Annotated in this window: 22 protein-coding genes and 1 pseudogene; 20 read left to right on the top strand and 3 right to left on the bottom strand. The window is 36.2% G+C overall.

All coding sequences use genetic code 11. The features are described from left to right. Positions 1–23: 23 nt before the first annotated feature. The 10 genes from ACVYAD_RS03670 (at position 24) to ACVYAD_RS03625 (ending at position 10472) form a co-directional block, all read left to right on the top strand. Positions 24–1091, top strand: a complete 1068-nt coding sequence (locus ACVYAD_RS03670) for a dipeptide epimerase (protein ID WP_476424680.1) — start codon at positions 24–26, stop codon at positions 1089–1091. A 177-nt stretch (positions 1092–1268) separates the two neighbouring features. Beyond that, positions 1269–3092, top strand: a complete 1824-nt coding sequence (locus tag ACVYAD_RS03665; RefSeq protein WP_476424678.1) for a peptide ABC transporter substrate-binding protein — start codon at positions 1269–1271, stop codon at positions 3090–3092. Between the two features lie 76 nt (positions 3093–3168). Next, positions 3169–4239, top strand: a complete 1071-nt coding sequence (locus tag ACVYAD_RS03660) for an ABC transporter permease (RefSeq protein WP_476424676.1) — start codon at positions 3169–3171, stop codon at positions 4237–4239. Continuing rightward, positions 4239–5213: an ABC transporter permease gene (locus tag ACVYAD_RS03655; protein WP_476424674.1), complete on the top strand. Its 975-nt coding sequence runs from the start codon at positions 4239–4241 to the stop codon at positions 5211–5213. The genes ACVYAD_RS03660 and ACVYAD_RS03655 overlap by 1 nt, the downstream gene beginning before the upstream one ends. A 6-nt stretch (positions 5214–5219) precedes the next feature. Then, on the top strand, positions 5220–6284 hold the full coding sequence (locus ACVYAD_RS03650; RefSeq protein WP_476424673.1) for an ABC transporter ATP-binding protein: 1065 nt from the start codon (positions 5220–5222) through the stop codon (positions 6282–6284). Next, positions 6274–7221 (top strand): ATP-binding cassette domain-containing protein, encoded by a 948-nt coding sequence (locus ACVYAD_RS03645; RefSeq protein WP_476424672.1) that lies wholly within the window; start codon positions 6274–6276, stop codon positions 7219–7221. The genes ACVYAD_RS03650 and ACVYAD_RS03645 overlap by 11 nt, the downstream gene beginning before the upstream one ends. Beyond that, positions 7218–8150 (top strand): S66 peptidase family protein, encoded by a 933-nt coding sequence (locus ACVYAD_RS03640; RefSeq protein WP_476424670.1) that lies wholly within the window; start codon positions 7218–7220, stop codon positions 8148–8150. Before ACVYAD_RS03645 ends, ACVYAD_RS03640 begins: the two co-directional genes overlap by 4 nt. A 7-nt stretch (positions 8151–8157) precedes the next feature. Beyond that, positions 8158–8943: a serine hydrolase gene (locus ACVYAD_RS03635; RefSeq protein ID WP_349658643.1), complete on the top strand. Its 786-nt coding sequence runs from the start codon at positions 8158–8160 to the stop codon at positions 8941–8943. Further along, complete coding sequence (locus tag ACVYAD_RS03630; protein ID WP_476424668.1) at positions 8940–9755, top strand: NlpC/P60 family protein; 816 nt, start codon at positions 8940–8942, stop codon at positions 9753–9755. The genes ACVYAD_RS03635 and ACVYAD_RS03630 overlap by 4 nt, the downstream gene beginning before the upstream one ends. A gap of 129 nt (positions 9756–9884) precedes the next feature. Next, positions 9885–10472 (top strand): hypothetical protein, encoded by a 588-nt coding sequence (locus ACVYAD_RS03625; protein ID WP_476424666.1) that lies wholly within the window; start codon positions 9885–9887, stop codon positions 10470–10472. A gap of 58 nt (positions 10473–10530) precedes the next feature. Here the strand turns inward: ACVYAD_RS03625 and ACVYAD_RS03620 are convergent, their stop codons facing one another. Continuing rightward, positions 10531–11220: a glucosaminidase domain-containing protein gene (locus ACVYAD_RS03620; RefSeq protein ID WP_476424665.1), complete on the bottom strand. Its 690-nt coding sequence runs from the start codon at positions 11218–11220 to the stop codon at positions 10531–10533. 765 nt (positions 11221–11985) lie between these two features. Here ACVYAD_RS03620 and ACVYAD_RS03615 point away from each other — a divergent pair. The 3 genes and pseudogenes from ACVYAD_RS03615 (at position 11986) to ACVYAD_RS03605 (ending at position 16759) form a co-directional block, all read left to right on the top strand. Beyond that, positions 11986–12951, top strand: coding sequence for an ABC transporter ATP-binding protein (locus ACVYAD_RS03615; protein ID WP_476424663.1), 966 nt, complete (start codon positions 11986–11988; stop codon positions 12949–12951). Beyond that, positions 12944–14457: pseudogene (opuFB, locus tag ACVYAD_RS03610) on the top strand (osmoprotectant update ABC transporter permease/substrate-binding subunit OpuFB). The gene ACVYAD_RS03615 and the pseudogene opuFB overlap by 8 nt, the downstream one beginning before the upstream one ends. Positions 14458–15484: 1027 nt before the next feature. Continuing rightward, positions 15485–16759: a DUF5068 domain-containing protein gene (locus tag ACVYAD_RS03605; protein ID WP_476424661.1), complete on the top strand. Its 1275-nt coding sequence runs from the start codon at positions 15485–15487 to the stop codon at positions 16757–16759. 37 nt (positions 16760–16796) lie between these two features. Here the strand turns inward: ACVYAD_RS03605 and ACVYAD_RS03600 are convergent, their stop codons facing one another. Next, complete coding sequence (locus tag ACVYAD_RS03600) at positions 16797–17456, bottom strand: hypothetical protein (protein ID WP_476424660.1); 660 nt, start codon at positions 17454–17456, stop codon at positions 16797–16799. A gap of 210 nt (positions 17457–17666) precedes the next feature. Between ACVYAD_RS03600 and ACVYAD_RS03595 the strand changes: the two genes are divergently transcribed. From ACVYAD_RS03595 to ACVYAD_RS03565, 7 genes are all read left to right on the top strand, one after another. Beyond that, positions 17667–18305 carry a DUF2975 domain-containing protein gene (locus ACVYAD_RS03595; protein WP_476424658.1) on the top strand — a complete coding sequence of 213 codons (639 nt, stop codon included), beginning with the start codon at positions 17667–17669 and terminating at the stop codon, positions 18303–18305. Between the two features lie 11 nt (positions 18306–18316). Beyond that, a complete protein-coding gene (locus ACVYAD_RS03590) occupies positions 18317–18529 on the top strand; it encodes a helix-turn-helix domain-containing protein (RefSeq protein ID WP_079560164.1) in 213 nt (70 codons plus the stop codon). Between the two features lie 315 nt (positions 18530–18844). After that, positions 18845–19375 (top strand): TetR/AcrR family transcriptional regulator, encoded by a 531-nt coding sequence (locus tag ACVYAD_RS03585; RefSeq protein ID WP_349658634.1) that lies wholly within the window; start codon positions 18845–18847, stop codon positions 19373–19375. Between the two features lie 5 nt (positions 19376–19380). Continuing rightward, a complete protein-coding gene (locus ACVYAD_RS03580) occupies positions 19381–19707 on the top strand; it encodes a DMT family transporter (RefSeq protein ID WP_349658633.1) in 327 nt (108 codons plus the stop codon). A 14-nt stretch (positions 19708–19721) separates the two neighbouring features. Beyond that, positions 19722–20054, top strand: coding sequence for a DMT family transporter (locus ACVYAD_RS03575; RefSeq protein ID WP_349658632.1), 333 nt, complete (start codon positions 19722–19724; stop codon positions 20052–20054). A 467-nt stretch (positions 20055–20521) separates the two neighbouring features. Continuing rightward, on the top strand, positions 20522–20953 hold the full coding sequence (locus ACVYAD_RS03570; protein WP_476424655.1) for a hypothetical protein: 432 nt from the start codon (positions 20522–20524) through the stop codon (positions 20951–20953). Between the two features lie 120 nt (positions 20954–21073). After that, the gene (locus tag ACVYAD_RS03565) at positions 21074–23386 is read left to right on the top strand and encodes a YheC/YheD family protein (protein ID WP_476424654.1); all 2313 of its coding nucleotides are present in this window, start codon (positions 21074–21076) and stop codon (positions 23384–23386) included. A 146-nt stretch (positions 23387–23532) separates the two neighbouring features. Here ACVYAD_RS03565 and ACVYAD_RS03560 read toward each other — a convergent pair whose 3' ends face one another. Next, a complete protein-coding gene (locus ACVYAD_RS03560; protein ID WP_476424928.1) occupies positions 23533–24738 on the bottom strand; it encodes an ATP-grasp domain-containing protein in 1206 nt (401 codons plus the stop codon). Between the last annotated feature and the right edge of the window lie 73 nt (positions 24739–24811).

Here is a 24811-nt window from a genome sequence, read left to right as displayed (position 1 = left end):
GCAATGAAAAGGTAGGTGAATAGATGAAAATAAAAGATATTATCGTAGGGAAAGTAGAAGCACCGCTTATAACACCGTTTAAAACAGCTTTAAGAACAGTGCATAGCATTCACAATATTGCCGTCTATGTTCACACTGATGATGGGCAAATAGGCATCGGTGAAGCGGCACCGACTGCTGCTATTACTGGTGAAACTCTAGGGTCCATTTCGCACGCGATAGAAGAGTATATCAAGCCAGCCGTTATCGGGATGGATATTGAAGAATTGACAGCAATCATGGAGCGAATCGACAGCAGCATTTATCAAAACACCAGTGCGAAAGCCGCCGTAGATATGGCGGTTTATGATTTATTGGCGAAACACTATCAAACACCTCTGTATAAATTACTAGGAGGCTATCGGAAAGAATTAATTACAGATATTACGATAAGTGTAAATGATTCTGAAGAAATGGTGAAGGATAGTATAGCCGCTGTTCAGCGAGGTTTTCAAATTTTAAAAATCAAGGTGGGGAAAGATCCAGCAGGTGATGTAGAGCGAGTTGTTGCTATTCGTGATGCAGTTGGACACGCCATAACATTACGGGTGGACGCGAATCAGGGCTGGACATCAAAGCAGGCTGTACAAATTATTGGCGCACTTGAAGATGCAGGTACGAATGTTGAATTGGTTGAGCAGCCTGTTCATTGCCATGATCTAGTAGGAATGCAATTCGTGACGGCTAATACAAAGACAAATATTTTGGCGGATGAAAGTGTTTTCACTGCAAAAGATGCCTATACAATTATTGAAAAGCGAGCTGCGGATTTGATTAATATTAAGCTCATGAAATCAGGAGGCATTTATCAAGCACAGAAAATTTGCCACATTGCGGAGGCAAACGACATACAATGCATGATTGGCTGTATGTTAGAGACAAAAATTAGCGTAAGTGCTGCTGCACATTTTGCCGCATCACAGAAAAATATCACGATGGTAGATTTAGATGGACCGAGTTTATGTGTGAAAGATCCTATTGCTGGGGGTCCAAAATTTGAAAATGATCGAATTAGGATGACAGATGCCGTTGGGGTAGGATTTTCAACGTAGTTTCTCCAGTGGAAGTGTTTCATCCTCCACTGATGAACAAAAAGGGCTTTTACGGGTAGTTAATCCCTGCTTATATATCTTGAAGTGGGAGTCTTGTACTTGACGCTTTCGCTTACGGTACATATAAATCTCTACCCGTTTATGCGAGATAAAAAGATTGCTAGGGGGATGCTTATTATGAAAAGATATTGGATGCTTTTCGCGTGTCTAGTTGTAATGCTTTGTGCAGCCTGTAGTGACGATTCATCAAGTGAGAAAAAATCAGAGTATCGGGTTGTTTATTCGGGGGAAATAAAAACGCTAAATTACTTAAAGACTTCTGAAACGAATGAGTTTGCTGTTGCAGCGAACTTAGTTGATGGATTAATTGAGTATGATAAGTATGGTGTTGTGCAACCGGGCTTAGCGAAAGAATGGTCATCAAATGAAGATGCTACTGTTTGGACGTTCAAGCTTCGTGACGATGCAAAATGGGTTACACATGACGGTAAAGAGTATGCGGATGTTGTTGCTCAAGATTTCGTAGATGGCTTACATTATGTACTTGATGCAAAAAATGAATCATCGACAGCTTGGATTGCGACGGTCGTAAAAAATGGGGAAGCCTTCTATAACGGTGATATGACTGACTTTACGAAGGTAGGCATTAAGGCGGTAGATAAGCAGACAGTGGAATATACTTTAGAAACGCCTACACCTTATTTCCTGTCGATGTTGAACTACGTCTGCTTCTTCCCAGTTAACGGGAAGTTTATAGAAGAAAAAGGTGATAGTTTTGGTACAACTCGTGAAAATTTCCTTTATAACGGATCGTTTATTTTAGATAAATTTGAACCGCAAAATGAGCGAGTACTTGTGAAAAATGATAAGTATTGGGATAAAGACAATGTACTGATTGATCGTATTCGCTATAAATATAATAAAGAAGCGGCTACAGTAGCACCAGAATTATTTTTACGAGGAGAAATCGATTCAGCGAGTATTCCAACTTCTATTATTGATGAGTGGTTTAAAGACGAAAAGAAAAAAACACAAATCCGTCAAACACAAAATAACTTCTATACGTACTTCTTTGCATTAAACTTTAATCCGCAGTTTGATGCAGAATACGAGCCTGAAAATTGGAAGAAAGCGGTCAATAATAAAGATTTCCGAAAATCATTGTTCCATGCGCTTGACCGTGAATCTGCGATGCTTACGTTAGAACCTTATAATCCAAAAGATTTACTGAGCAACACAATTACGCCTAAAAACTTTGTCAACATAGAGGGAGTTGACTATACACAATTAAAACCATTAGCTAATCTAACGAACACCGACTCCTTTAATAAGGAAAAGGCATTAGAGTACAAGGAAAAAGCGAAAAAAGCATTAGAAGGGAAAGTAACTTTCCCGGTAAAAGTGTTAATGCCTTATAACTCTGGTAGTCCAGATTGGGCAAATCGTTCACAAGTCGTGGAACAGCAGATTGAAAAATTATTAGGAACTGACTATGTAGACGTTATTGTAGAGGCCGGACCATCAACAGGCTTTTTAGCAGAGGTTCGTAAACCTGGTAAATTTGCATTCCTTGAAGCTAACTGGGGTCCAGACTATGCCGATCCATCAACGTATACGGATCCATTCACTGCAGACGGTACTTATAATAAACCGGAGTTAGCTGAAGGTTATACAGAAGCAAACGGAAAAACTAAATATCAAAACTTAGTAGACGAAGCAAAAGTGACGATCGATACAACAAAACGTTACGAGCTGTTTGCGAAAGCGGAAGCGTTCTTAATTGATGAGGCATTTGTCATTCCTTATTCAGTAGGAGGTAGTGGCTATGTTGCTTCTAAATTAAATCCATTTGAGGCTCAATACTCCCCATTTGGTGTGACGGCCGAGAAGTTTAAAGGTCAGCGAGTTTTAGAAAAACCAATGAGTAATGAGGAGTTTAAAGAAGCTTTAGCGAAGTGGGAGCAAGAACGGGCGGAAGCGTTAGCTAATGCGGTAAAATAATTGAAAATTCAATTATTTAAAACCCTATCCCGTCCCGATAATTGTTAGTTAAATGAATCGATCATTAGGGTAGTTAATGTTGAAAAAACATGATGGCTCCATTCAAGATAAATATTCAAAAGTAGTGAGTATTGATGAAGGAGATACCGAAATAGAAAAGTCGGGATCTCCTTTAGTCTTTCTGAAAAAGGAGGATGAAGTGATGCTGGGGTATATAGGTAAACGTTTATTACAATCAGTTTTAACACTGTTTATTATTATTACGATTGTTTTTTCATTACTCCGTTTAATGCCTGAAGAAGGTTATTTAGGCGCAGCAGCGGATAAGATGTCTCCTGCTCAACAAGAGATCTATTTAACGAATTTAGGTTTACGGGACCCATTACTTGTACAATTGGGGAACTTTTACACGAATCTGTTTCAAGGTGATTTAGGTAAATCCGTTACATATCGGACAGATGTACCAGTCGTCACGATTATTGCAGATAAGATTATGTATTCCTTACTATTTGGTTTAGGTGCGGTTGCACTATCTCTATTAGTTGGGGTTCCGCTCGGAATATTGATGGCCCAGATGAAGGGACGCTGGCTGGACCGTTTGGGAACTGGCTACATTGTCATTGTTGTTGCAGTGCCAGCCGCCGTTTATTATTTAGTCATTCAAATGTATATTACAGAAATTTTACACTTGCCAATGCTTTTTGATGAGTATCAGCCCATTACTTGGATATTACCACTTACATCAATGGCACTAGCTCCGACTGCTTCCTATGCGATGTGGATGCGGCGTTATATGGTGGATGAACTAAATAAGGATTATATTAAGCTAGCAAAGGCGAAAGGTGTTAAAGAACGTACATTAATGTTTAAACATGTACTACGAAATGCCTTTATTCCGATGGCACAATATTTACCTGCAACCATCCTTTTTACGATTACAGGCTCTATCTATATTGAATCCTTATATTCCATTCCTGGGATGGGGGGCTTACTCGTAGATGCCATACAACGACAAGATAATACGATTGTACAAGGCTTAGTGCTAGTTTTCTCTTCACTTGGAATTATCGGACTCATTTTAGGGGATATTGCAATGGCCCTTGTTGATCCGCGGATTAAATTAGGGAAAGGGGAGAGTGTACGTTAATGGGAATGTATTCAGAAGAAATAAACAATATTTCAAACAAATCACGTGAAACTTTGTTCGAGTTTGCGGAAGTGGATGAGCGTCAAGCTGAAGAAACAGCCTACTCTAATTACTCCTATTGGCGTTCAACTTGGAAATCCTTTTTGAAAAACCGCATCGCTGTTTTTTTATTAGTTGGCGTGCTTATTATCGTAACCTTTACAATTTTACAGCCGTATTTACCAGCGCAAAAATCACCGACTGAAATATATCTTGATGAGCAAACAGGTCTCCAAGCACGTAATATTGCGCCAGGCACTGAATTTTGGTTTGGAACAAACTCCATTGGGCAGGATTTATGGTCACGTATTTGGGCAGGGACAAGGACCTCGCTATTTATTGGCTGTGTCGTTGCTTTAGTAGAAGCTATTGTAGGCATTACGATCGGTACGCTTTGGGGCTTTTCGCGTAAATTAGAGCTACCTATCACGCAGCTATACAACGTCGTTGATAATATACCGACGACTATCGTACTAATTTTAATGTCCTATATTTTGCGACCGAATATTTCAACCATCATTATTGCTATGTGTATTACTGGTTGGGTAGAAATGGCGAGGTTTATACGCAATCAAATTGTTATTTTACGAGATCGTGAATATAACTTAGCCTCAAAATGTTTAGGAACACCTGATTACCGAATTATAGTGAAAAATCTATTACCCTATCTTATTTCTGTCATTATGCTACGAATGAGTTTAGCTATTCCATTTGCAATAGGCTCGGAAGTTTTTTTAACATACATCGGATTAGGGCTACCGATTAGTGAGCCGTCTTTAGGAAATTTAATCAATGAAGGCCGAGTGCTCATGATGTCTCCAGAATTAAGATATCAACTCATTTTCCCAAGTATTGTATTAAGTATCATTACGATTGCATTTTATATTATTGGGAATTCATTTGCAGATGCAGCAGATCCGAAAAATCACGTATAAAGGGGGATGATGGAAGTGACACAAACTAAATCACCTATTTTAACCATCCGAAATCTTGTCATTAAATTTACACTTCGTGGAAGAGTGCTAACGGCTATTCGCAATATTTCTCTTGATTTATACAGAGGTGAAAGCCTTGCAATCGTTGGCGAATCAGGTTCAGGAAAATCAGTTCTCATGAAATCCATCATGGGCTTGCTCGATAAAAATGGCCACATTGATCAAGGGCAAATCCTCTACAATAATCAAGATTTAGCACAGTATAGAACCGAGCGGGAGTGGCTAAGCATTCGTGGAAAAGAAGTGGCAATGGTGACACAAGACCCAATGACATCTTTAAATCCGCTTAAAACGATTGGTAAGCAAATCGAGGAATGTGTTCATTTACATCAGAGATTAAAGGGGAAAGCCGCATACGAAGAAACTTTAAAATTGTTAAAAGATGTTGGTATTCACGATGTGGAAAAGCGCTATAAGCAATACCCACACGAATTTTCCGGTGGTATGCGTCAACGAATCGTGATAGCAATTGCACTAGCGTGTAAGCCCAAAATATTAATTTGTGATGAGCCAACAACTGCGTTAGATGTCACAATCCAAGCACAAATTTTACAGCTGCTAAAAAATCTCCAACAAAAATATGGACTAACAACCGTTTATATAACCCATGATTTAGGCGTTGTTGCGAAAGTTGCCGACCGTATTGCAGTGATGTACGCGGGCGATATTATCGAGGTGGGCAAGACACATGAAATTTTCTTTAATGGCAAGCATCCTTATACTTGGGCGCTCATTTCTTCATTGCCGCAACTAGGCTCAAAAGGACAGCAGCTTTATTCCATCAAAGGTACTCCTCCGAATCTTTTTCAAGAAATTAAAGGAGATGCCTTTGCACCTCGCAATCAATATGCGTTAAAGATTGATTTTGTGGAACGTCCTCCATTTTTTCAGGTGAGTGACACACATTTTGCACGTACTTGGCTATTGGATCCACTTGCTCCGAAAGTAAAGCCACCTGAAGCATTACAAGCCTTTTTCGCAGAAGGGAGACGATACGCCCATGAGTCATAAAGAAATGTTAGTTGAGGTGAAAAATTTAAAAGTCGTTTTTGGTAAAGGTAAAAATAAATTTATAGCTATTGATGATGTCAGCTTTGATATTTGCAAAGGTGAAACGTTCGGTTTAGTAGGTGAATCTGGCTCTGGAAAAACAACAATCGGCCGAGCTATTATGCGAATCAATGAAGTCACTGAAGGACAAATACTGTATCACGGTAAGAAGCTAAATGGCAAAATATCAAAAGAGTGGGATCGAGAAATTACACAGAAAATCCAAATGATTTTTCAAGATCCTATGGCATCGCTAAATGAACGAGCAAAGGTAGACTATATTATTTCCGAGGGACTTATTAATACAAAAAAAGTCAAAAATGAAGCCGATCGTCAACAGAAGGTACGCAGTGCATTGTTAAATGTTGGATTATTACCGGAGTTTTCTAGCCGTTTCCCACATGAATTTTCAGGAGGGCAGCGACAACGTATCGGAATCGCACGTGCACTAGTAATGGAGCCAGAGTTTATTATTGCAGACGAACCAATTTCAGCATTAGATGTATCCATTCGTGCACAAGTATTAAATTTACTAGCAAACTTACAGCAGCAAAATGATTTAACTTATTTATTCATTGCGCATGACTTATCGGTAGTCCGTTTTATTACAGACCGGACGGCTGTAATTTATAAAGGTAAAATTGTTGAGCTAGCTGAGACAGAAAAGCTGTTTTCTAATCCAATTCATCCGTATACAAGGGCGTTAATATCGGCAGTACCTGAGCCAAATCCTTATAAGGAGCGTGATAAAGTCGTAGAAATCTATGATCCGTCACAGCACAACTATGACATTCAGCCACCGTCATTTTTCGAAATAGAGGAAGGTCATTTTGTATTAGCAAATGAAGAGGAATTGGAAAGATACCGAACTTCACGAACAATGGAGGTAAGCAAATGATTCGTCCGAAGGCTTTGAAAAAAGGTGACACTATTGGTTTGATAAGTGCTTCAGGTGCAACCCCACCAGAAAAATTTCTCCCTGCAGTTAAAAGTATTGAAAAACTAGGTTTTAAGGTAGTTGCTGGGGAAACGTGTAGAGCAAGGCATGGCTACTTAGCAGGCTCTGATGAGCTAAGAGCCTCTGAAGTTAATCAAATGTTTAGAGACCCTACTATTGATGGCATCTTCTGCATACGTGGAGGTTATGGAGCAACGAAAATTTTACCGCTTCTGGATTTCGATATGATCAAGGCAAACCCAAAAGTATTTGCTGGCTATAGCGATGTGACAGCATTACATATCGCTTTTAACCAAAGATGTGGCTTTGTCACATATCATACACCAATGCCCTCTACAGAATTTATTCGGCCAGAGATGGATCCATATACATGGAATTTCTTTATCGAAAGTGTGACAGCAACAGAACGAACTGACTACTGTCTTGAAAATCCACCTGGACGTACAATGACAACGCTTGTAGCTGGAAAAGCGACAGGACAGCTTATTGGTGGGAACTTAACATTAGTTACCGCATCTCTTGGAACATCTTATGAAATTGATACAAAGGGCAAAATATTATTTTTAGAGGAAGTAGACGAGAGTGAGCATCGTGTTGATCGGATGCTTACGCAGCTAAAACTAGCAGGCAAACTAGATGAGGTGGCAGGTATCTTACTAGGAGCTTGGACAAATTGTAGTCCTGAAAAACCAAAACATCCAGAGCATAGCCTATCACTACAAACGATTTTCCAAGAAATTTTAGGTCCATTCAATAAACCTATCATTAAGGATATCACTTGTGGTCACATCTTACCGACGATGTCGCTGCCACTAGGTCGTACGATCACGATGGATACGGAGAATCAAATGATAAAAGTGATAGAGTAGGTGAAATATGAAGCAAACGATAACAGAGATTCTTCAAAATGCTCCCTATAAAGTGCATATGTTTGTGAAAGACTGTAAGACTGAGCAATTTTTCATTAGTGAAAAGCTAGAAGACGCGTTTTCTAGTGCTAGCTTAATAAAGGTGCCTATACTGCTAGCTGTTCTGAACTATATAGAAAGCAACAACCAATCTTTAGAGCAAGAGATTGAGATAGCGCCAGAAGAGTGGGTTGATTTTAGTGTTATTAGTGAGCAGCGTCTAGAACAAAGTACCATCTATGAGCTTTTAGTATGGATGATTATTACGAGTGATAATACAGCAACAAATGTATTAATCGATTTTCTAGGGATGGATGCACTCAATCATTATTTTCGTCAAATAGGGCTTAAGCAAACAACCATTCAACGGAAGATGATGGATTTTGAAAAGCTTGTAAAAGGCTTTGATAATACAACGTCGGCAAGTGATATGGCACTATTATTTTCACGAATTTATCGTAGGGACTTGTTATCACCAGCATTTTGTGAGCTAACAATCGATATTTTAAGTCGCCAACGAATACACGAATCATTAAGTCGTTATTTAGTAGATGATGTGAAACTTGCTCATAAAACAGGTGGTCTTGAAACAGTAGATCATGATGCTGGGATTGTGTACAGCAGCTCTGGAGATTATCTCATTGGTGTTTTCGTAACAGAGGTGACGAATAATGATCATGCGAGGCGGCTAATCGGTCGTATTTCCAAAGTTGTTTACGAATACTTGGTGAAGCGGAAGGAGCGGATAGAATGAATGCCATTGTGAAGTCCATGATCGCAAATTTACACGCAAAGGCAGATGAAGCCTCAGAATTAGTGGATGAGGTACTATATGGAATGACGGTAGAAATTATGGAAGACATAGATGAGAACTGGGCACGCATACAAACCGCTTATCGTTATGAAGGCTATTGCCAAAAGGCTAAATTAATAGTTGATAAAACAAAAACAGATACTTGGCGACAAGAAGCAAATCATTTTATTAACCAAAGCTTCGCCGATGTTTTGCAGCAGCCTCGAATTCAAAGTGCGAAAATGATAACACTCGTTAAAGGTTCAATCATCTGCTCGATAACTATTGACGAGTTAGATCCTGAATGGGCAGCAGTGCAATTAGTGTCGGGTGAGACTGGTTATGTACGTAGACAATGGCTACAAGAACAAATTCCAGAAAACAGCTTAACTGAGCAACAAATACGAGAAAATGTGGTCCAAACAGCGCTTAGCTATTTAGCAGCACCATATCGCTGGGGAGGTAAATCGCCACTTGGTATTGATTGCTCAGGTTTATGTTCAATGGCGTATATGTTAAATGGGGTATATATATATCGCGACGCTAAAATTGTTGAAGGTTTTCCTATCAAGGAAATATCTTTAGGGAACATACAAAAGGGAGACTTAATATACTTTCCAGGTCATATTGCTTTATATATAGGAGAGCTTCTTTATGTACATTCTTCGCTTGGCGGGAATGAGGTTAATATTAATAGTCTGGACGAGCAGCATCAGCATTATCGGAAGGATTTGGCAAATTCTGTTACTGCTGTTGGTAGCTTATTTAAATAAAAGTTTTAGAGAAGCTTGACTTGGCTTCTCTTTTTCAATTGTGATAAAAATCGGGAAATTATTGATAAAGATAACCTATTTGCTTTATGCTATAATGAAATCAAAATTTAAATGATCGGAGGTTATGAATTGAATCTAGAGTTAAAAGAGTTACTACGTTCCGTTTTAAAAGAAGAATTGACGCCAGTTCATAAACGACTAGACGGAATGGACCAACGACTAGATGGAATTGACCAACGACTAGACGGAATGGACCAACGACTAGATGGAATTGACCAACGACTAGACGGAATGGACCAACGACTAGATGGAATTGACCAACGACTAGATGGAATGGACCAACGACTAGACGGAATGGACCAACGACTAGATGGAATGGACCAACGACTAGACGGAATGGACCGTCGACTAGACGGAATGGACCAACGACTAGACGGAATTGACCATCGGCTAGACGGAATGGACCAACAACTAGATGTAGTGGAAAAACGTATTGACGACATTGACCAACGCTTATATAAAATTGAAAATGATGTTAGTGAACTTAAGAGTGATGTGCATGAACTTAAAATTGGACAAGCTGAGCTTCAGAAAAATATTGTCGAACATTTAGGTGAGTTTACTGAAAAAATTGCTAAGCAAGTAGAAGATAGAACTTACGCATTAAACAAGCGTGTTTTTGACATAGAGACTGTGATTTACAGATTAATAAGTTAATAATAGACTTCAAAATAAAAAATCCCCATGACAAAAAATTTTACATGGAGATTTTTTATTAATATTTATAAATATTTAATTGCTGACCAGCTTCAAGTGTATCAGATCGAAGCTGATTCCATTGTTTGATGGACGTAACTTTAACATTATGAGCCTCTGCAATATGCATAAGCGAGTCACCATCAGCTACGGTAATTGTCTTTTTATCTTTGACAGGGCTGTCATACTGTTGTAAATCATACTTTGCTATTACTGCATTCAGTTTTTCATTGTATTTTGAATCTGTGGCATAGGAGCCTGTTAAAAACTTTGTGGCATTTGTATAGGACTTCGCATTGCTTTTAAAAACGCCTGCATAGAAATTTTTATCCCATGAAACCCCATTACGCATTAATTTCACATAATCTTGTAAAGATGCCTCATAGGAAGGATATTTGCGGAATTGAGCCATCACCGTAGTCATATTACCTTTCCCATCATCCTCATATGTTTCAAATGTCACTGAGTCATTCTGATAACTACCTTTCATACCAAATAAATTATTATTTGGAGAAGATCCGAGACCACTTTGTCCATGCTCACTTTCTAAAACGGCTTGAGCAATAATAATCGATGCATACAAGTCATTTTCGGCACCGAGTTTCCGAGCAATTTCAGCAATTGAGCCAATAAACTCTTCTACACTAGGACGATTATCTACAACTATAGGCTCTACAGTTTCATTAGTCTTGAATAGCTGTGTCACCATAAAAAACGAAATACAAATAACAATAATAGTAATCAGAAGTCCTTTGAAAAAATTAATTACGTATTTCATTGTTCATTGATGTTGATAGACTACAACATCTGCCTTCCCCCTTTCTATTAAATAACGAAGTTCATATATTTCTAATTATTCTAGAGTCATTAATAGAAATAAAGTCATGTTTTCTTTTACAGAGTATATCATTCATAGAACGATAAAACCCTTCATTTAGTTCCTTAATTTCCAGCACCTTTTAGAAATGAAAGGAGATTGAATAGTAGTTATGCGTATTCAAAAACAGTATACGATTTTCTATGAAAATTATGAGACAAATAGAGTAACGCGTCAAGATGACTAACGTTTTGATATAACACAAAAAATTAAGTTTGAAATGACTTTAGATAGTGAAATATATATAGGAACACGTTATATCATAAAAAAGTGTTAGTTCTAGACCTACTATGCTTAACGTATATGAAATGAAGAAGACTATAATAGTAGTTTATTTCTATATTAAAACTTAAGTAAATAGACAATGTGTGTTCTTAAAAGATCAAGGAATCCTTGCAAAGTGGAATAGCTGATTTCCGTTACGGCTGGGCCCTAGGAAAGCGCCGAGCCGTAACGGAAATCAACCCATCGTTTTAACAAAATATATATTTAATATAGTAGGTCTACTTATCAAGGTTTTAACGGGGATTAAAATTGATGTAACAACTGAGGGTATTCGTTTAACAGATAGTGATGAAAAGGAGCCTATACTATACAATGATAGCATTTGAAAATGTCACAAAAAAATATGCAAATGACCAAGTCGCAGTGAAAGCTATTAATTTAGAGATCAAAAAGGGAGAATTTTTTGTTCTTATTGGACCTAGTGGCTGTGGAAAAACAACATTATTAAAAATGATAAATCGATTAATTCATTTAACGGAAGGGACTATTCGAATTAACGGCAAAAGAATTAGTGATTACAACATTCATGAATTGCGATGGAATATCGGCTATGTCCTTCAACAAATTGCGCTTTTTCCTCATATGACGATTGAAGAAAATATAGCTGTTGTGCCTGAATTGAAAAAATGGAGTAAACCTCAAATCCAGCAACGAGTTCTTGAGTTACTAGATATGGTTGGTCTTGAACCAGATAAATATAGTCAGCGCAAACCAACAGAGCTTTCTGGTGGTGAGCAGCAAAGGGTCGGTGTTATTCGTGCATTAGCAGCGGATCCCGAAATCATTTTAATGGACGAGCCTTTTAGTGCTTTAGATCCAATTAGCCGCACAAAATTACAAGATGATCTTCTTGAGCTTCAGCAAACGATACAAAAAACAATCGTCTTTGTTTCGCATGATATGCAAGAAGCCTTAAAACTTGGTGATCGAATATGCGTAATGAAGGATGGGGAGATTGTGCAGATTGGTACTCCACAAGAAATCATACAAAAGCCTGTTAATGATTTTGTTCGAGAATTTATTGGGATAAAAGAATATGGGGAGCATACTTTCAATATCCAAGATGTAATTGAACCTATTGCAGTTGAGAATATTCAAAGAAATCAAGAGAACACCATTTCCTTCAATGATTCTGTACAGACCATTCTTCAAAAATTAGCTCATTATGAATGTTTGGGTGTGGAAGAAAAAGGGAACATGATTGGTGTTGTCACAAGAGCTTCTATGCTTCAGTATTTAGCACAGGATTCCTTAGAAAGAGGTACTTTAAATGGCTAATTTTTTTGAGGTGTTGAGCGTACGAAAAGGCCAGCTATTGGCATCTTTATTAGAGCATATTCAAATTTCCTTCATTGCGCTATTCTTTGCAGTGGTGATTGCTATTCCTCTAGGGATCTATTAACGAATAAAAAGAAAATAGCGGAGAGTATTATTGGTATTAGTGCAGTTTTACAAACGATTCCTTCATTAGCGTTATTAGGGTTATTAATTCCGTTGTTTGGCATCGGAAAAGTACCGGCAATTATTGCCTTAGTTGTTTATGCACTTCTTCCCATTTTACGTAATACATTTACGGGGATCAACGAAGTAGATCCATCTTTAAAAGAGGCAGCGATGGCTATGGGGATGAATACGCGAAAGCGATTAGTGAAAGTAGAGTTGCCCCTTGCTATGCCGGTTATCATGGCGGGGATTAGAACAGCTATGGTATTAATCGTTGGAACAGCAACATTAGCAGCATTAATCGGAGCTGGGGGATTAGGAGATATCATTTTGCTTGGTATTGACAGAAACAATACAGCTTTAATTATTTTAGGGGCTGTACCTGCCGCGATTTTAGCCTTAGTGTTTGACTTCTTACTCAAAAAGCTAGAATCACTGTCGTTTAAAAAAACAATTTCAGCATTGAGTATGATTAGTGTTGTTGCATTAGTACTGATTGTCTCCCCACTACTTAACTTCAAAGGGAAAGAAGAGATTATCATTGCAGGGAAGCTTGGTGCTGAGCCAGAGATTCTAATTAATATGTATAAAATGCTAATCGAAAATGAAACAGATTTGAAGGTGCAATTAAAACCTGGGCTTGGTAAGACTTCCTTTGTATTTAATGCTCTTAAATCTGGTAGCATTGATATCTATCCAGAATTTACTGGAACGGCAATTTCAGAGTTTTTAAAAGAGGAAGCCATCAATAATAATCAAGAGGATGTTTATCATCAGGCGCAAGAAGGAATGGTGAATAAGTTTGATATGGTGATGCTTAGTCCGATGAAATATAACAATACGTATGCATTGGCAGTATCAAAGCAAATGGCTGAAACCTATCATTTGCAAACAATTTCTGACATTAAACCTATTCAAGAAAAGATAAAAGCCGGTTTCACATTGGAATTTAATGATCGAGAAGATGGTTATTTGGGCATTCAAAAAAATTATGGTATTTCACTTTCAAATATAACGACTATGGAGCCAAAGCTTAGATATCAGGCAATCGAATCAGGTAATATTAACTTATTAGACGCTTATTCAACGGATAGTGAAATACGTCAATATCATCTGCAAGTGTTGGAAGACGATCAGCAACTATTTCCACCTTATCAAGGAGCTCCATTACTAAGGAAAGAAACGCTAGAGAAGTATCCTGAAATTGAAACAGCTTTAAATAAGCTGGCAAATCAAATAACAGATGATGAGATGCGCGAAATGAATTATCGAGTAAATGTAGATGGCCAAAACATAGAAGACGTGGCACGCGAATATTTAATAAAAGCAGGACTGTTGTAAAACGAAAATAAAAGTAGCTAGAAATGAGATATTTATCTTTTTTCTAGCTACTTTTTATTAGTTTTAGGCTGTTTTCGTAAATATAGTTGCGTAGCCAACCGAAATTACTGCCATAAGATGTTGGTATATTTTGGAGTGATGGGAAGGTTGAATGAAATAGTATAATTAAGTGTTATGTAACTTGTTTCGTAATAGGTACCAAGTTTGATATGCTTGGACATTTAGAAGATACTGTCAGGGTAATGATCCAATACATAGAGAAAAGAGAATTGAAAGAATGCGTATGATTTTTTGGACCATTGTAACAAGCGGACTAACTTTGTCAATGGTCGGGTATATGATCCATTTAATGAAAACAAGAAAAGAAAATTTAGATTTGGTGTATGATCCTTCATTACAGGAATTATTTGTATAGTTATTACGTTTTGTATTTACATACCGGAGATAATGAAAGCTAATACTGTAAAGGAAAAGTAGATGGAGGTTTTTGATTTTGTTACAAACCCTTTAACAGGATCAAGTTTGTTTTATTTAGGTCTGCTACTAATGCTATATGGTTTAATAAGTAGATAAAATTCAATTTGAATATTTTTTAACAGAGTTAATTGTATATATTTTGTAGATTAATTCTTTTTTTTTACGTTTTAATAACAATAATCTATACGATAGCAGCCTAGTTTTATCAGGAATTTCAAAAATTGCAATGAGACTATGTTCTCGGGTATATTGTACTTATTTTCTAATAACTTTGAGTGATACAGCCTTTTTAGTACATTGATAATTATTATTCAAAGAAAATAACTTGAAAAAGTTTGAAATATGTAAATAATGGTAATTGAAAAATAAGATTGAATTATTCAATAAACAATATTTGGATGTTCGTTGCTTCAATAGTATAATTTCTTCCAGTGCAAGTTGTTTTGGAACTAAATGTGGATTAAAATGGGTATCAGCTCAAAAAATAGCTTTTATTATTCGTTTTTACAGTTGAGCCAAAAATTAATTAAGAAACAACTTGGAGGAAGAAATGAAAAAGAGTTTATTTTTAATGTCTTCGCTAATTTTATCGACTTCAATCATTCTTAGTGGTTGTGGGAAAGACGGGGACGAAACAAAGAAAGACGATGAACCAAAGAAAGTACAGGAGGAAAAAGGACAAGATAAAGAAAAAGACAAAGTCCAAAAGGAAGAACCTAAAAAAGATCAAGAATCAACAAAAGGTTCAGCTGACTTTGCTTCCTTAATTTCTTATATGGAGAAGGAAACACAAGGGAAAACTAAAGTTCTTTTTGAAAATAATGAACCACAAGTACATAAAATGGAGAATGTTTCAATTTCAATTGATGCATATTCAGTAGTAGAGTTAAAGGATTTCCATACCGATTTTAATATTCCATTTAACGAAGAAAATAACGGTGGTGTCATTTTAGCTAAATATACAGTGAAGAATGATATGGATAAAGATGTTTATTACATGCCTAGTTTAGACGTTACATTTACGGGTGCTAGTAAATATTATACGAATGATAAGTATTTGATTCCGGAAGAAGACCAATTACCAAGAAAACTAAGCTTCGAAACAGATTATTTGATAAAAGCGGGTGATGAGGTAACTGGGTATATCGCTTATCCATTCGGTGAAACAGATTTAGCAAAAATCAATGAATTGGGCACAGTATCAGTAATGATTCCAGTACCGCTTGCCGAAAAAGAAAAATATGACACTACTATTGGTACAGAAGGAAGATTTAATCTTGCTTTAAATGCAGATGGTTCGAAAAAAGTATCTAGTAATTCAACGTTTTATCAAGATAAAGTAACAATGGACAATATGGGTGAAAAGAAAATTCTAAAGGAAAAAAGCGACATCAATGAAAGTAAAAAAATAGGTGATGTAAATGCTACTTTAGAAGGGTATCAGTTTACAAAATTTACACCTAATGAGGTGGAAGCTCCTCGTTTCTCGAATTTCACAAACGGTGTTACTTTATTAACAGTGAAATTTAAACTTGAAAATAAAGCTACTAGTGAAATTGGCTTATCTTCTATGTCTTCGAAATTAACAGTTAATGATGGCATGCAATATTTATTAAGCGAAGGTATGTTATTAAATTATAAGCCTAATGACATTATTAAAGCTGGTGAAAATGGCGAGCTATTACAAGTATTCGTATTAGATCAAGAGCAGTATGAGAAAATTTGGAAAGATAAAGCCTTTGACATTGAGTTGGGTCCGATACGAAATAAAGGAGCAGAGGATACTTCTAAAGGTAAAAAAGAAACATTTACATTACCAAAATAAATGGCTGGAGCCCTCTCGTAAATTGAGAGGGCTTATTTTACCATCCGTTTAGGCCAAATCCTTTGCGATGGGACGATTCAAACATCACAAGTTTTTTCTCCCATCCATCACATTTCTTTTCCCAATAATGAGAAGGAAGTATAGACAGATCAATTTTTCGTAATGTAGTCCTTAATTGATAAGGGATAGCTAGTATTTCATCACTAAATTTCATTTCGTCTTTATCTCGAAAATTATTATAGTATTTCACAATTTTATTGACGCATCGTTTATATACCGCTAAAGAATGACAAAAAGTCTCTATTGATGAATTTACATAAATGCGTTCTATATTTTCAAAATTGCCGTAGTCAATTAAGAGAATTTCATCACTAACTTTACTGAGTACAAAATATTCATGATTGGAATGCTCTTTAATCAGATACAAATCCTCAAACTCAAAATAATTCGGTAGTTTAGTAATAATATCTGCATAGTACCAATCACCTTCAAGTTTCTTTAAAGGTTCCTCTTCAGCGGATTGTTCTAATTTTGATACTTCCGCTTTTACTTCCGCGTCTTTAAGTGAGTAATAGCTTCTCAAAAATCCTTTAGCAATCGATAAAAATTTATATTTTTTGCGGAACTTTTCAAAGTCATCTTCAATATTCTCAACTAGAAAGTTAATTGTAGTTTGAGAGATTCCTTTTTGATCCATTTGCAAGATCGTTCTGTATGTAGGTAAAGATTCCAATTCTATTTCAGCCCTTTCAAAGTTGTAACTATTGCCTTTTGTCATAGTATACCTAATTCAGTATGCATGATGGTATTCAAATTAAACAATAATTTTTTAACGATAAACATTAATTAATTATTGAAAAGGGTATAGTGAGATGTATAATTAACAATAAGAGAGGGGATGCTTGGAATGGAACAAATAATCCAAAGTAAAGAATTTCGATTTTTAACAAAAGGGTTACGTTCAATTTTTACAATCATGATGGTTTTAATGGTAATTGGACTTATTATGATAGGCGTATTATGTGCAGGGGTAATTTTTGTGCCGGAGATTAGTGTAAATAATTTTCTGGAACAAGGTAATATAACAGCATTTATTCATTTAGAAGGGATACAAATTGAATTAGCAGATAAAGTAACGGAAAATATTCAGTATACGAAAATGAGTGTCGTGAAATTACTATTGACTGCTACAATCTACATAGGATTATTATTATTCATCGTTGTTCAAGTAAGAAATCTGTTGAGTCATATAAGTAAAGGGATTATTTTTTCGGAAAAGAATAGTAGAAAAATAGAATGGATAGCTTATACTGTAGTTGTATTAAGCTTGACAGTAGATACATTTCGCACGTACATTGCTTATACAGTAACGGAACAAATTCAATTAGGTGAGTTGTTAGTAGGTACAGGTTTGATAAAAGAGATAAGCTTTCAATTTGCCGGAATTAATTGGACATTATTATTATGTGGATTCGTCATTTGGACGATAGCACGTGTATTCCGGTATGGTGCGTTTTTACAGGATGAATATGATGCGACAGCTTAGGAAGTGAAAAAATGACGATAATTATTCGATTAGATCGAATGCTTGCTGATCGAAAAATGCAGCTAAGTGAGCTAGCAGAAAAAGTAGATGTGTCGATTGTCAATCTATCCAACTTAAAAACTGGAAAGGTTAGAGCAGTACGGTTTTCTACGTTGAATGCGATATGTAAAGCATTGAACTGCCAGCCAGGAGATATTTTGGAGTATATAGACGATGAAGAATAAAAGAGGCCCGAAGCGTGAATGCTATTCGGGTCTCGATTTATTTTCACGGTAATTGACGATGTGAAATAGGAACTGTAAAATAAAAAAGACCGTCCAGACGGTTTTTTATCTTCAGTCAGTAGAAGACTCCTACCTGTGAAGGTGTTGAGATGAATGCTGATGAGGTTTCTATTCCGTGGGTGGTTTCTAAATCCCTACTGAATGAAGATAAAGCCTCCGGCGGATGTCACAGATTTTCAAAGGAATGAATTGTGCGGGTACAATTCAAAATCTAGACGCAATTACGCCAAGGCGAAATTGATAGAGGGGGATTGTATGTCATCAAAAGCAGATTTAAAACGATTACATATTATTCAAACGGCGATTCAATATTTAAAGGATAATGATTTAAGCACTTTAACTTTAGAAAGGGTAGCCGAAAGGGCGAACATTAGTAAAGGTGGTTTACTATATCATTTTAATACGAAGGATGCCCTTCAAACAGCAATTGCTGAAACGATTTTAAACGAGGTTATACAATCCTTTGAACATCTAGCAAGTTTTGAGCAAGGGACTGGAAGACTGTCGAGAGCATTTATTTTAACTTCTCAAAAAGATCTTGCGAATGGGGCATCTTTAAATATTGCGGTTCAAATATTGCAAAATGACCATTCATCCATCTCAACCGTTTATGAATGTTTATTAGAAGAGTTGTTTCAGGATGGCTTAGAGGCCCCCGTTGTTCATTTGATTCGGTTAACGATTGATGGATTGTATTATTCTAAACTATTAAATATCGCACCGTTATCCGATAAGGCAACAGAAGGTGTCTTTGAACAATTAATGCACATGACAAGGAAGGACTAACATACATGAGTGCTTTAGGTTTTTTATTTATTTCAATTATCGCAGAAGTTTTTGCAAGCTCGATGCTGAAACTTACAAATGGCTTTAAACGATTATTCCCGTCAATTGGTGTAGTGTTTGGGTATGGAACAGCTTTTTATTTCTTTTCTCTAACATTACAAACTTTAGCAATTGGTACTGCGTATGCGATATGGGCAGGAATAGGAACGGCATTAACGGCGATAATCGGTGTAATCTTTTATAAGGAATTACTTAATAAAAAAAAGCTTATGGGGATTTTATTTATTATTGTCGGTGTAGTTATACTTAACCTTGCTGGTAGCGGACATTAAGGAGGAATTTGTAAATGAAGGGTTATCTTTTTTTAGCGTTATCTATTGTCAGTGAGGTATTTGCAACAACGATGCTTAAGTTTTCAGAGGCATTTACAATTCTAGGTCCATCGATAGCTGTCGCATTAGGATATGGGATTTCGTTTTATTCTTTGTCTCTATGCTTAAAAACGCTGCCATTAAGCCTTGCATATGCCATTTGGTCAGGTATAGGTACAGCCTTAACCGTAATTGTCGGAATTGTTGTATGGGGAGAAATGTTTAATTTATTCTCAGCAATCGGCATTACACTAATTATTGGCGGTGTTATTCTTCTAAATCAGGGAGACCAACAAAGTGTTCAATAAAGTGAAACGTGGAGTACACCACTAAATAATAAGTCTTCTTCAGACGAGCTTTAACGGGCAGTCGAACTCCCACCTAACTTTTTTACTGTTATTTAGGGAGTCTTACTGCCCTTTATTCTTGCTTTAGAACCTTCTGCAATGATCTTCAAAATATCAATTCTCCAAATGAAAAGTTAACATAATCTATATTCGGTAAACTACTTTCCCACAGCTTTCAAGATAATGAACTAATTTTATAGGTGAATCGAAAAAAGTCGTCATATTTATTGTTTTTACATATGATAAAGAGAAGATGTTGCATAAAGTGAAATGGGAGATTCTCATCCCCGCTGATTGTTCATAAACCAATCGTGCTTTTACGGGCAGTTGAACTCCCACTTATATTTTTGTATACACTAAAACCTTGAATAGGTAGTCTTTCTGTCCTGGACGAATGGCTCATGAAGACTTGGGAGGGGCTAGGGGAAATGAATAATGAAAATAAAAGAAACCATTTTCTATGTGAAGCACTCTACGACATAAAAGCACTCCAAGATGTGATAAAGGATTATCATTCTAAATACTTTGGCCAACTGCTTGTGAAAATAGTGGGAAGCGATACAATTCCCTTTTTTTTAATTACACAAAACGGTACTCATTTAAGGTTAATGGATACTGTAAAGCAGTTTGAAACAGAGTTTTTTCGTATAGAGGCTATTGATAAAGAACTTTGTCGAGGAACTGTTTCACTTTTGCGTGCTTATGATTATGAAGGGCATGATACGAATTTAATTGCAGAGGTTGTCAGGTTAGAGCGAACGTCTACAGTAAAATCCATTGAATTAAGTGGTATTTCTGCGATTCAGTTACTGAAGCCAGATATGTTAAAAGGGAAATTTATCATTGAGCCCAAATGGTGATGAAATTATTTACCTCTTTTAGCCTACTAAAATAACATAAAAGTTAGAGCAGCTGTCTATATGCACGTTGGATTGATTGAATTATTAGAGAGAAAATAGATGAAAGGAAGAGATTAACGAATGACAATTATTGGAATGTTGCATCATCGTCTAGATCCTCAAACCGTAATTAAGTCATATGCATTTGCGGCCGTTGCAAAAGCAGAAGGGGCTCAATTTTTTTATTTTACACCAAAAAGTGTTAACTTCGATAATCGTTCCATTAGAGGGAAGGTATATGAAAATGGCGATTGGCATGAAAGGATGATGCCCTTTCCAGATGTGATATACAATGCAGGAAGTCCAGAAAAATTATCAATATCAAAGGACATTATTGAGAAATTGAAAAAGGAAATCCCTTTTACAACTTATTCTATAGGGAATAAATGGAACGTGATGAAGCGACTGAAGGAAGCTAAGGAATTCGATAAATATTTAATTCCATCTGAAATTGTGGGAAATGTTGATTTATTCCACAAATTTATATCATTTTATAAAAAAGTGGTATTTAAACCGATAGATGGCCGGAAGGGAAAAAGGATTTATTTTATTTCGAAAGTAGGAAGGGCTAACTTTGAGGTAAAGAAAGATACGGAAATTACTATTTATTCAAAGCTACAGCTAGATGATTTAATAAGAGGGCAACTCTCTACAGGCACCTTTATCGTTCAACCTTATATTCAATCGATAACAAAATCTGGTCAAATTTATGATTTTCGGCTTCATGTTCAAAAAAACGGTGAAGGTAAATGGGTTATAACGACGATTTATCCGCGAATCGCACCAAATGGCTCAATCATACCTAATATTAACAATGGTGGATTTACGAATTATTTAGATCCTTTTCTAGAGCAGGAATTTAAAGAAGAGGCTTATGATATTCGGCGTATGTTAGAGCATTTTTCCTTGTCACTAGCTCAACATTTAGATGAAATTCAGATGGCGCAATTTGGAGAAGTTATTGATGAAATTGGCATTGATATAGGCCTAGATGAACATCAAAAAATCTGGATGTATGAAGTAAACTGGCGACCAGGCTGCCCTCCTGCGTTCTATTTAGAATTAGATGTGGTCATCTATACAATAAAGTATGCCATGTACCTTGCTAGCAACCATAAGCAAATTAAAAGGGAAATTAAGCAACGGCAGAAAAATAAGGATATAAGCGAAGTTAAAAGTGAAACTACACAGCAGACGACAAATAAGGATAAAGGCGAAGTGAAAAGTGAAATAACACAGCCGACTAAGGATATAGGAAAAGTAAAAAGTGAAATAACACAACAAACGACAAATAAGGCTTTAGACAAAGAAAAGGGTTTACCGATTATTGCGATTACCGGCAGTGCTGGAAAAACGACATCAAAAGCATTTCTTGCCTCTATTTTGTCCCAAAAATGGAATGTTTTTGAGTCAAAAGATTATTGGAATACAACAGAGCATACGAAAAAACATAAAGAAGAAATTAATGCTTCGCACGAGGCTGTTGTTCTTGAATACGGAATGGCTTATCCAGGTATCATAACAAATCACTGTAGCATTATCCAACCGAATATTAGTATTATCACAAATATCGGTTTAGCTCATGTAGGCAACTTTGATGGAGATATTAAAGGTGTGGCCAAGGCAAAATCGGAATTAATACATGGTATGGATCAAAACGGTTTATTAATATTGAATAAGGATGATGACAACTCAAAATATTTAGAGACAAAGCAATTTAAAGGAAAAATATTAACGGTTGGCATTCATGGCACAGCAGACTATAATGCTTATGATATTCGATATAAAGACATCGGTATGACCTTTAAAATAAAGCTACAAGGACAGGAAGTGGCTATGTATATCCCCATTTTAGGAGAGCATCATGTTTATAATGCGCTGAATGCTGTTGCGGTTGCAGATTATCTAGGATTTAGTCCAGCAGATATTCAAGCGGGGCTTAATTTCAAAAAACCACCTAGAAGATTAACTATTTATAACTGTCGTGATGACATTACGCTTATTGACGATACCGTTCACTCTCATCCACAGGGCGTACGTGCAGCTATTAATGTTCTTACGAATATAGCGAAGAAACGTAAAGTTGCTATTATTGGACAAATGCGAGAATTAGGGGATTTGAGAGAAGAGGAATATCGTAAATTGGGCGAATTCATTTATGAGCAAGACATAGATTTATTCATTACTTATGGCTTTAGAACAGAGGAAATGGGAGAGGCAGCGAAGGCTAAAGGTATGGATCCTTCTAAAATTCATCATTTCATTAATAAGGAAAACTTGCATGCTCTCTTAGAGAAAGTCATAAAACCTCACGACACCATTTTAGTAAAGGGTGCTAGTAAAACGAATATGTTTGAAACGGTTAAATTTTTAGATCAAACATTTAAAGAATAAATAAAAGACCCGAGTAATTGACCTTTTGAAAGGGGACAATTATTCGGGCTATTTTTGTAGCTAAACAATGAGAGCAATTTTAGTAAGTTACTTAACAAAGCCGATTTCAGATGCAATTATGCCAAGGAATAATTGATAATTGATATTTAAGATACTTTTAGAATGAACTTTATTTCTTTCGCGGCATCAATCGCTTTATTTTTAGCTTCAGCTAATGTCGCACCTTCTGCAATTACATACGCATAACGATGTCCCATCGATAAAGGAGGGCTCAGTAATGTTCCTCTTTTCGGCTTCACATATACATCCACGACTCCTGGTGAATTCGTTGCTTTATTTTTTCCAATAACTTTTTCTAAAATACCTTTACTTTCAACAATGACGTATTTTGTATAGACGAACTTTTTATGCTTTGGCCTGATATTGGGGCGTTCACCTAAAAATAATTTAAGTGTTTCTTCCACTAAATTAAATCCAAAAGCGGTGTGGAGCATAGTATTCATTGCTCCTCCTGAGATTCGTGGATTAATCTCAATAAGCTTCCAGCCATTCTTTGTTAAACGAAGCTCTAAATGCAGCGCACCATTTTCGATGTTAAACGCTTTAACAATAGATTGGAGAACTTCCTCAAGACCAGTTTGAATTTCTTTAGGAGCTTTAACAAGCACGCCATAACCAGTAATAATAAAACGTTTACCTTGAGTAATTTCTTGTTCAATAATACCGATTACATGAGCATGCTGTTTATAGACAAGAGCTTCTACTAAATATTGCGGGCCTTCGATATATTCTTCAATCATAATTGTCTCAAGTGGATTTTTACTTCGTAGATAGCTCAGGTGTTTCTTCAGTTCGCTGGAGTTGTTTGCTAACAAAACATCTTTGGAGCCTGTAGATTTCGGAGATTTTATAATTAATGGAAATTCTAAGTCATTAGTGACGGACTCATTGGGCTTGAGAAGAAAAAACTTTGGAGAATAGGACTGGTTCTCTAAAAAAATTCTAGTTTTTTCTTTATCCTCCATCATTTCAATAGCTGTTGATGATGTATGGTTGACACAAAACTCATCACATAAAATCGAGGCAATATGGACAAAAGGATCGACAAAACTAACAATAGATTTTATTTCTAACCCAGTTTTAATTAAGTTATTAATTTCATCTTTCATTTCTTCTATATTCGAAGTATCAATAAGAATCATTCTATGAATATCTGGGTAGGCTTTTCTCTGCTGTAATTGTTTTTCATTGTTTGTAAAAAGTACAGTAAAGTAGCCCAATTTTTCTGCTGCTCTCGTTGCTTCACGACTTGACCCGGACTTGTTTGTACCGATAAATATAATCGTTTTCAGGTATATCACTCCTTCTATTGGTACTTAGATACTTAATCACCTATATATATATGCGAACAAATAGATTTCCTCT

Source organism: Lysinibacillus sp. G1-3, from assembly GCF_056322905.1.
This window is presented reverse-complemented; position numbering and strand designations above follow the sequence as displayed.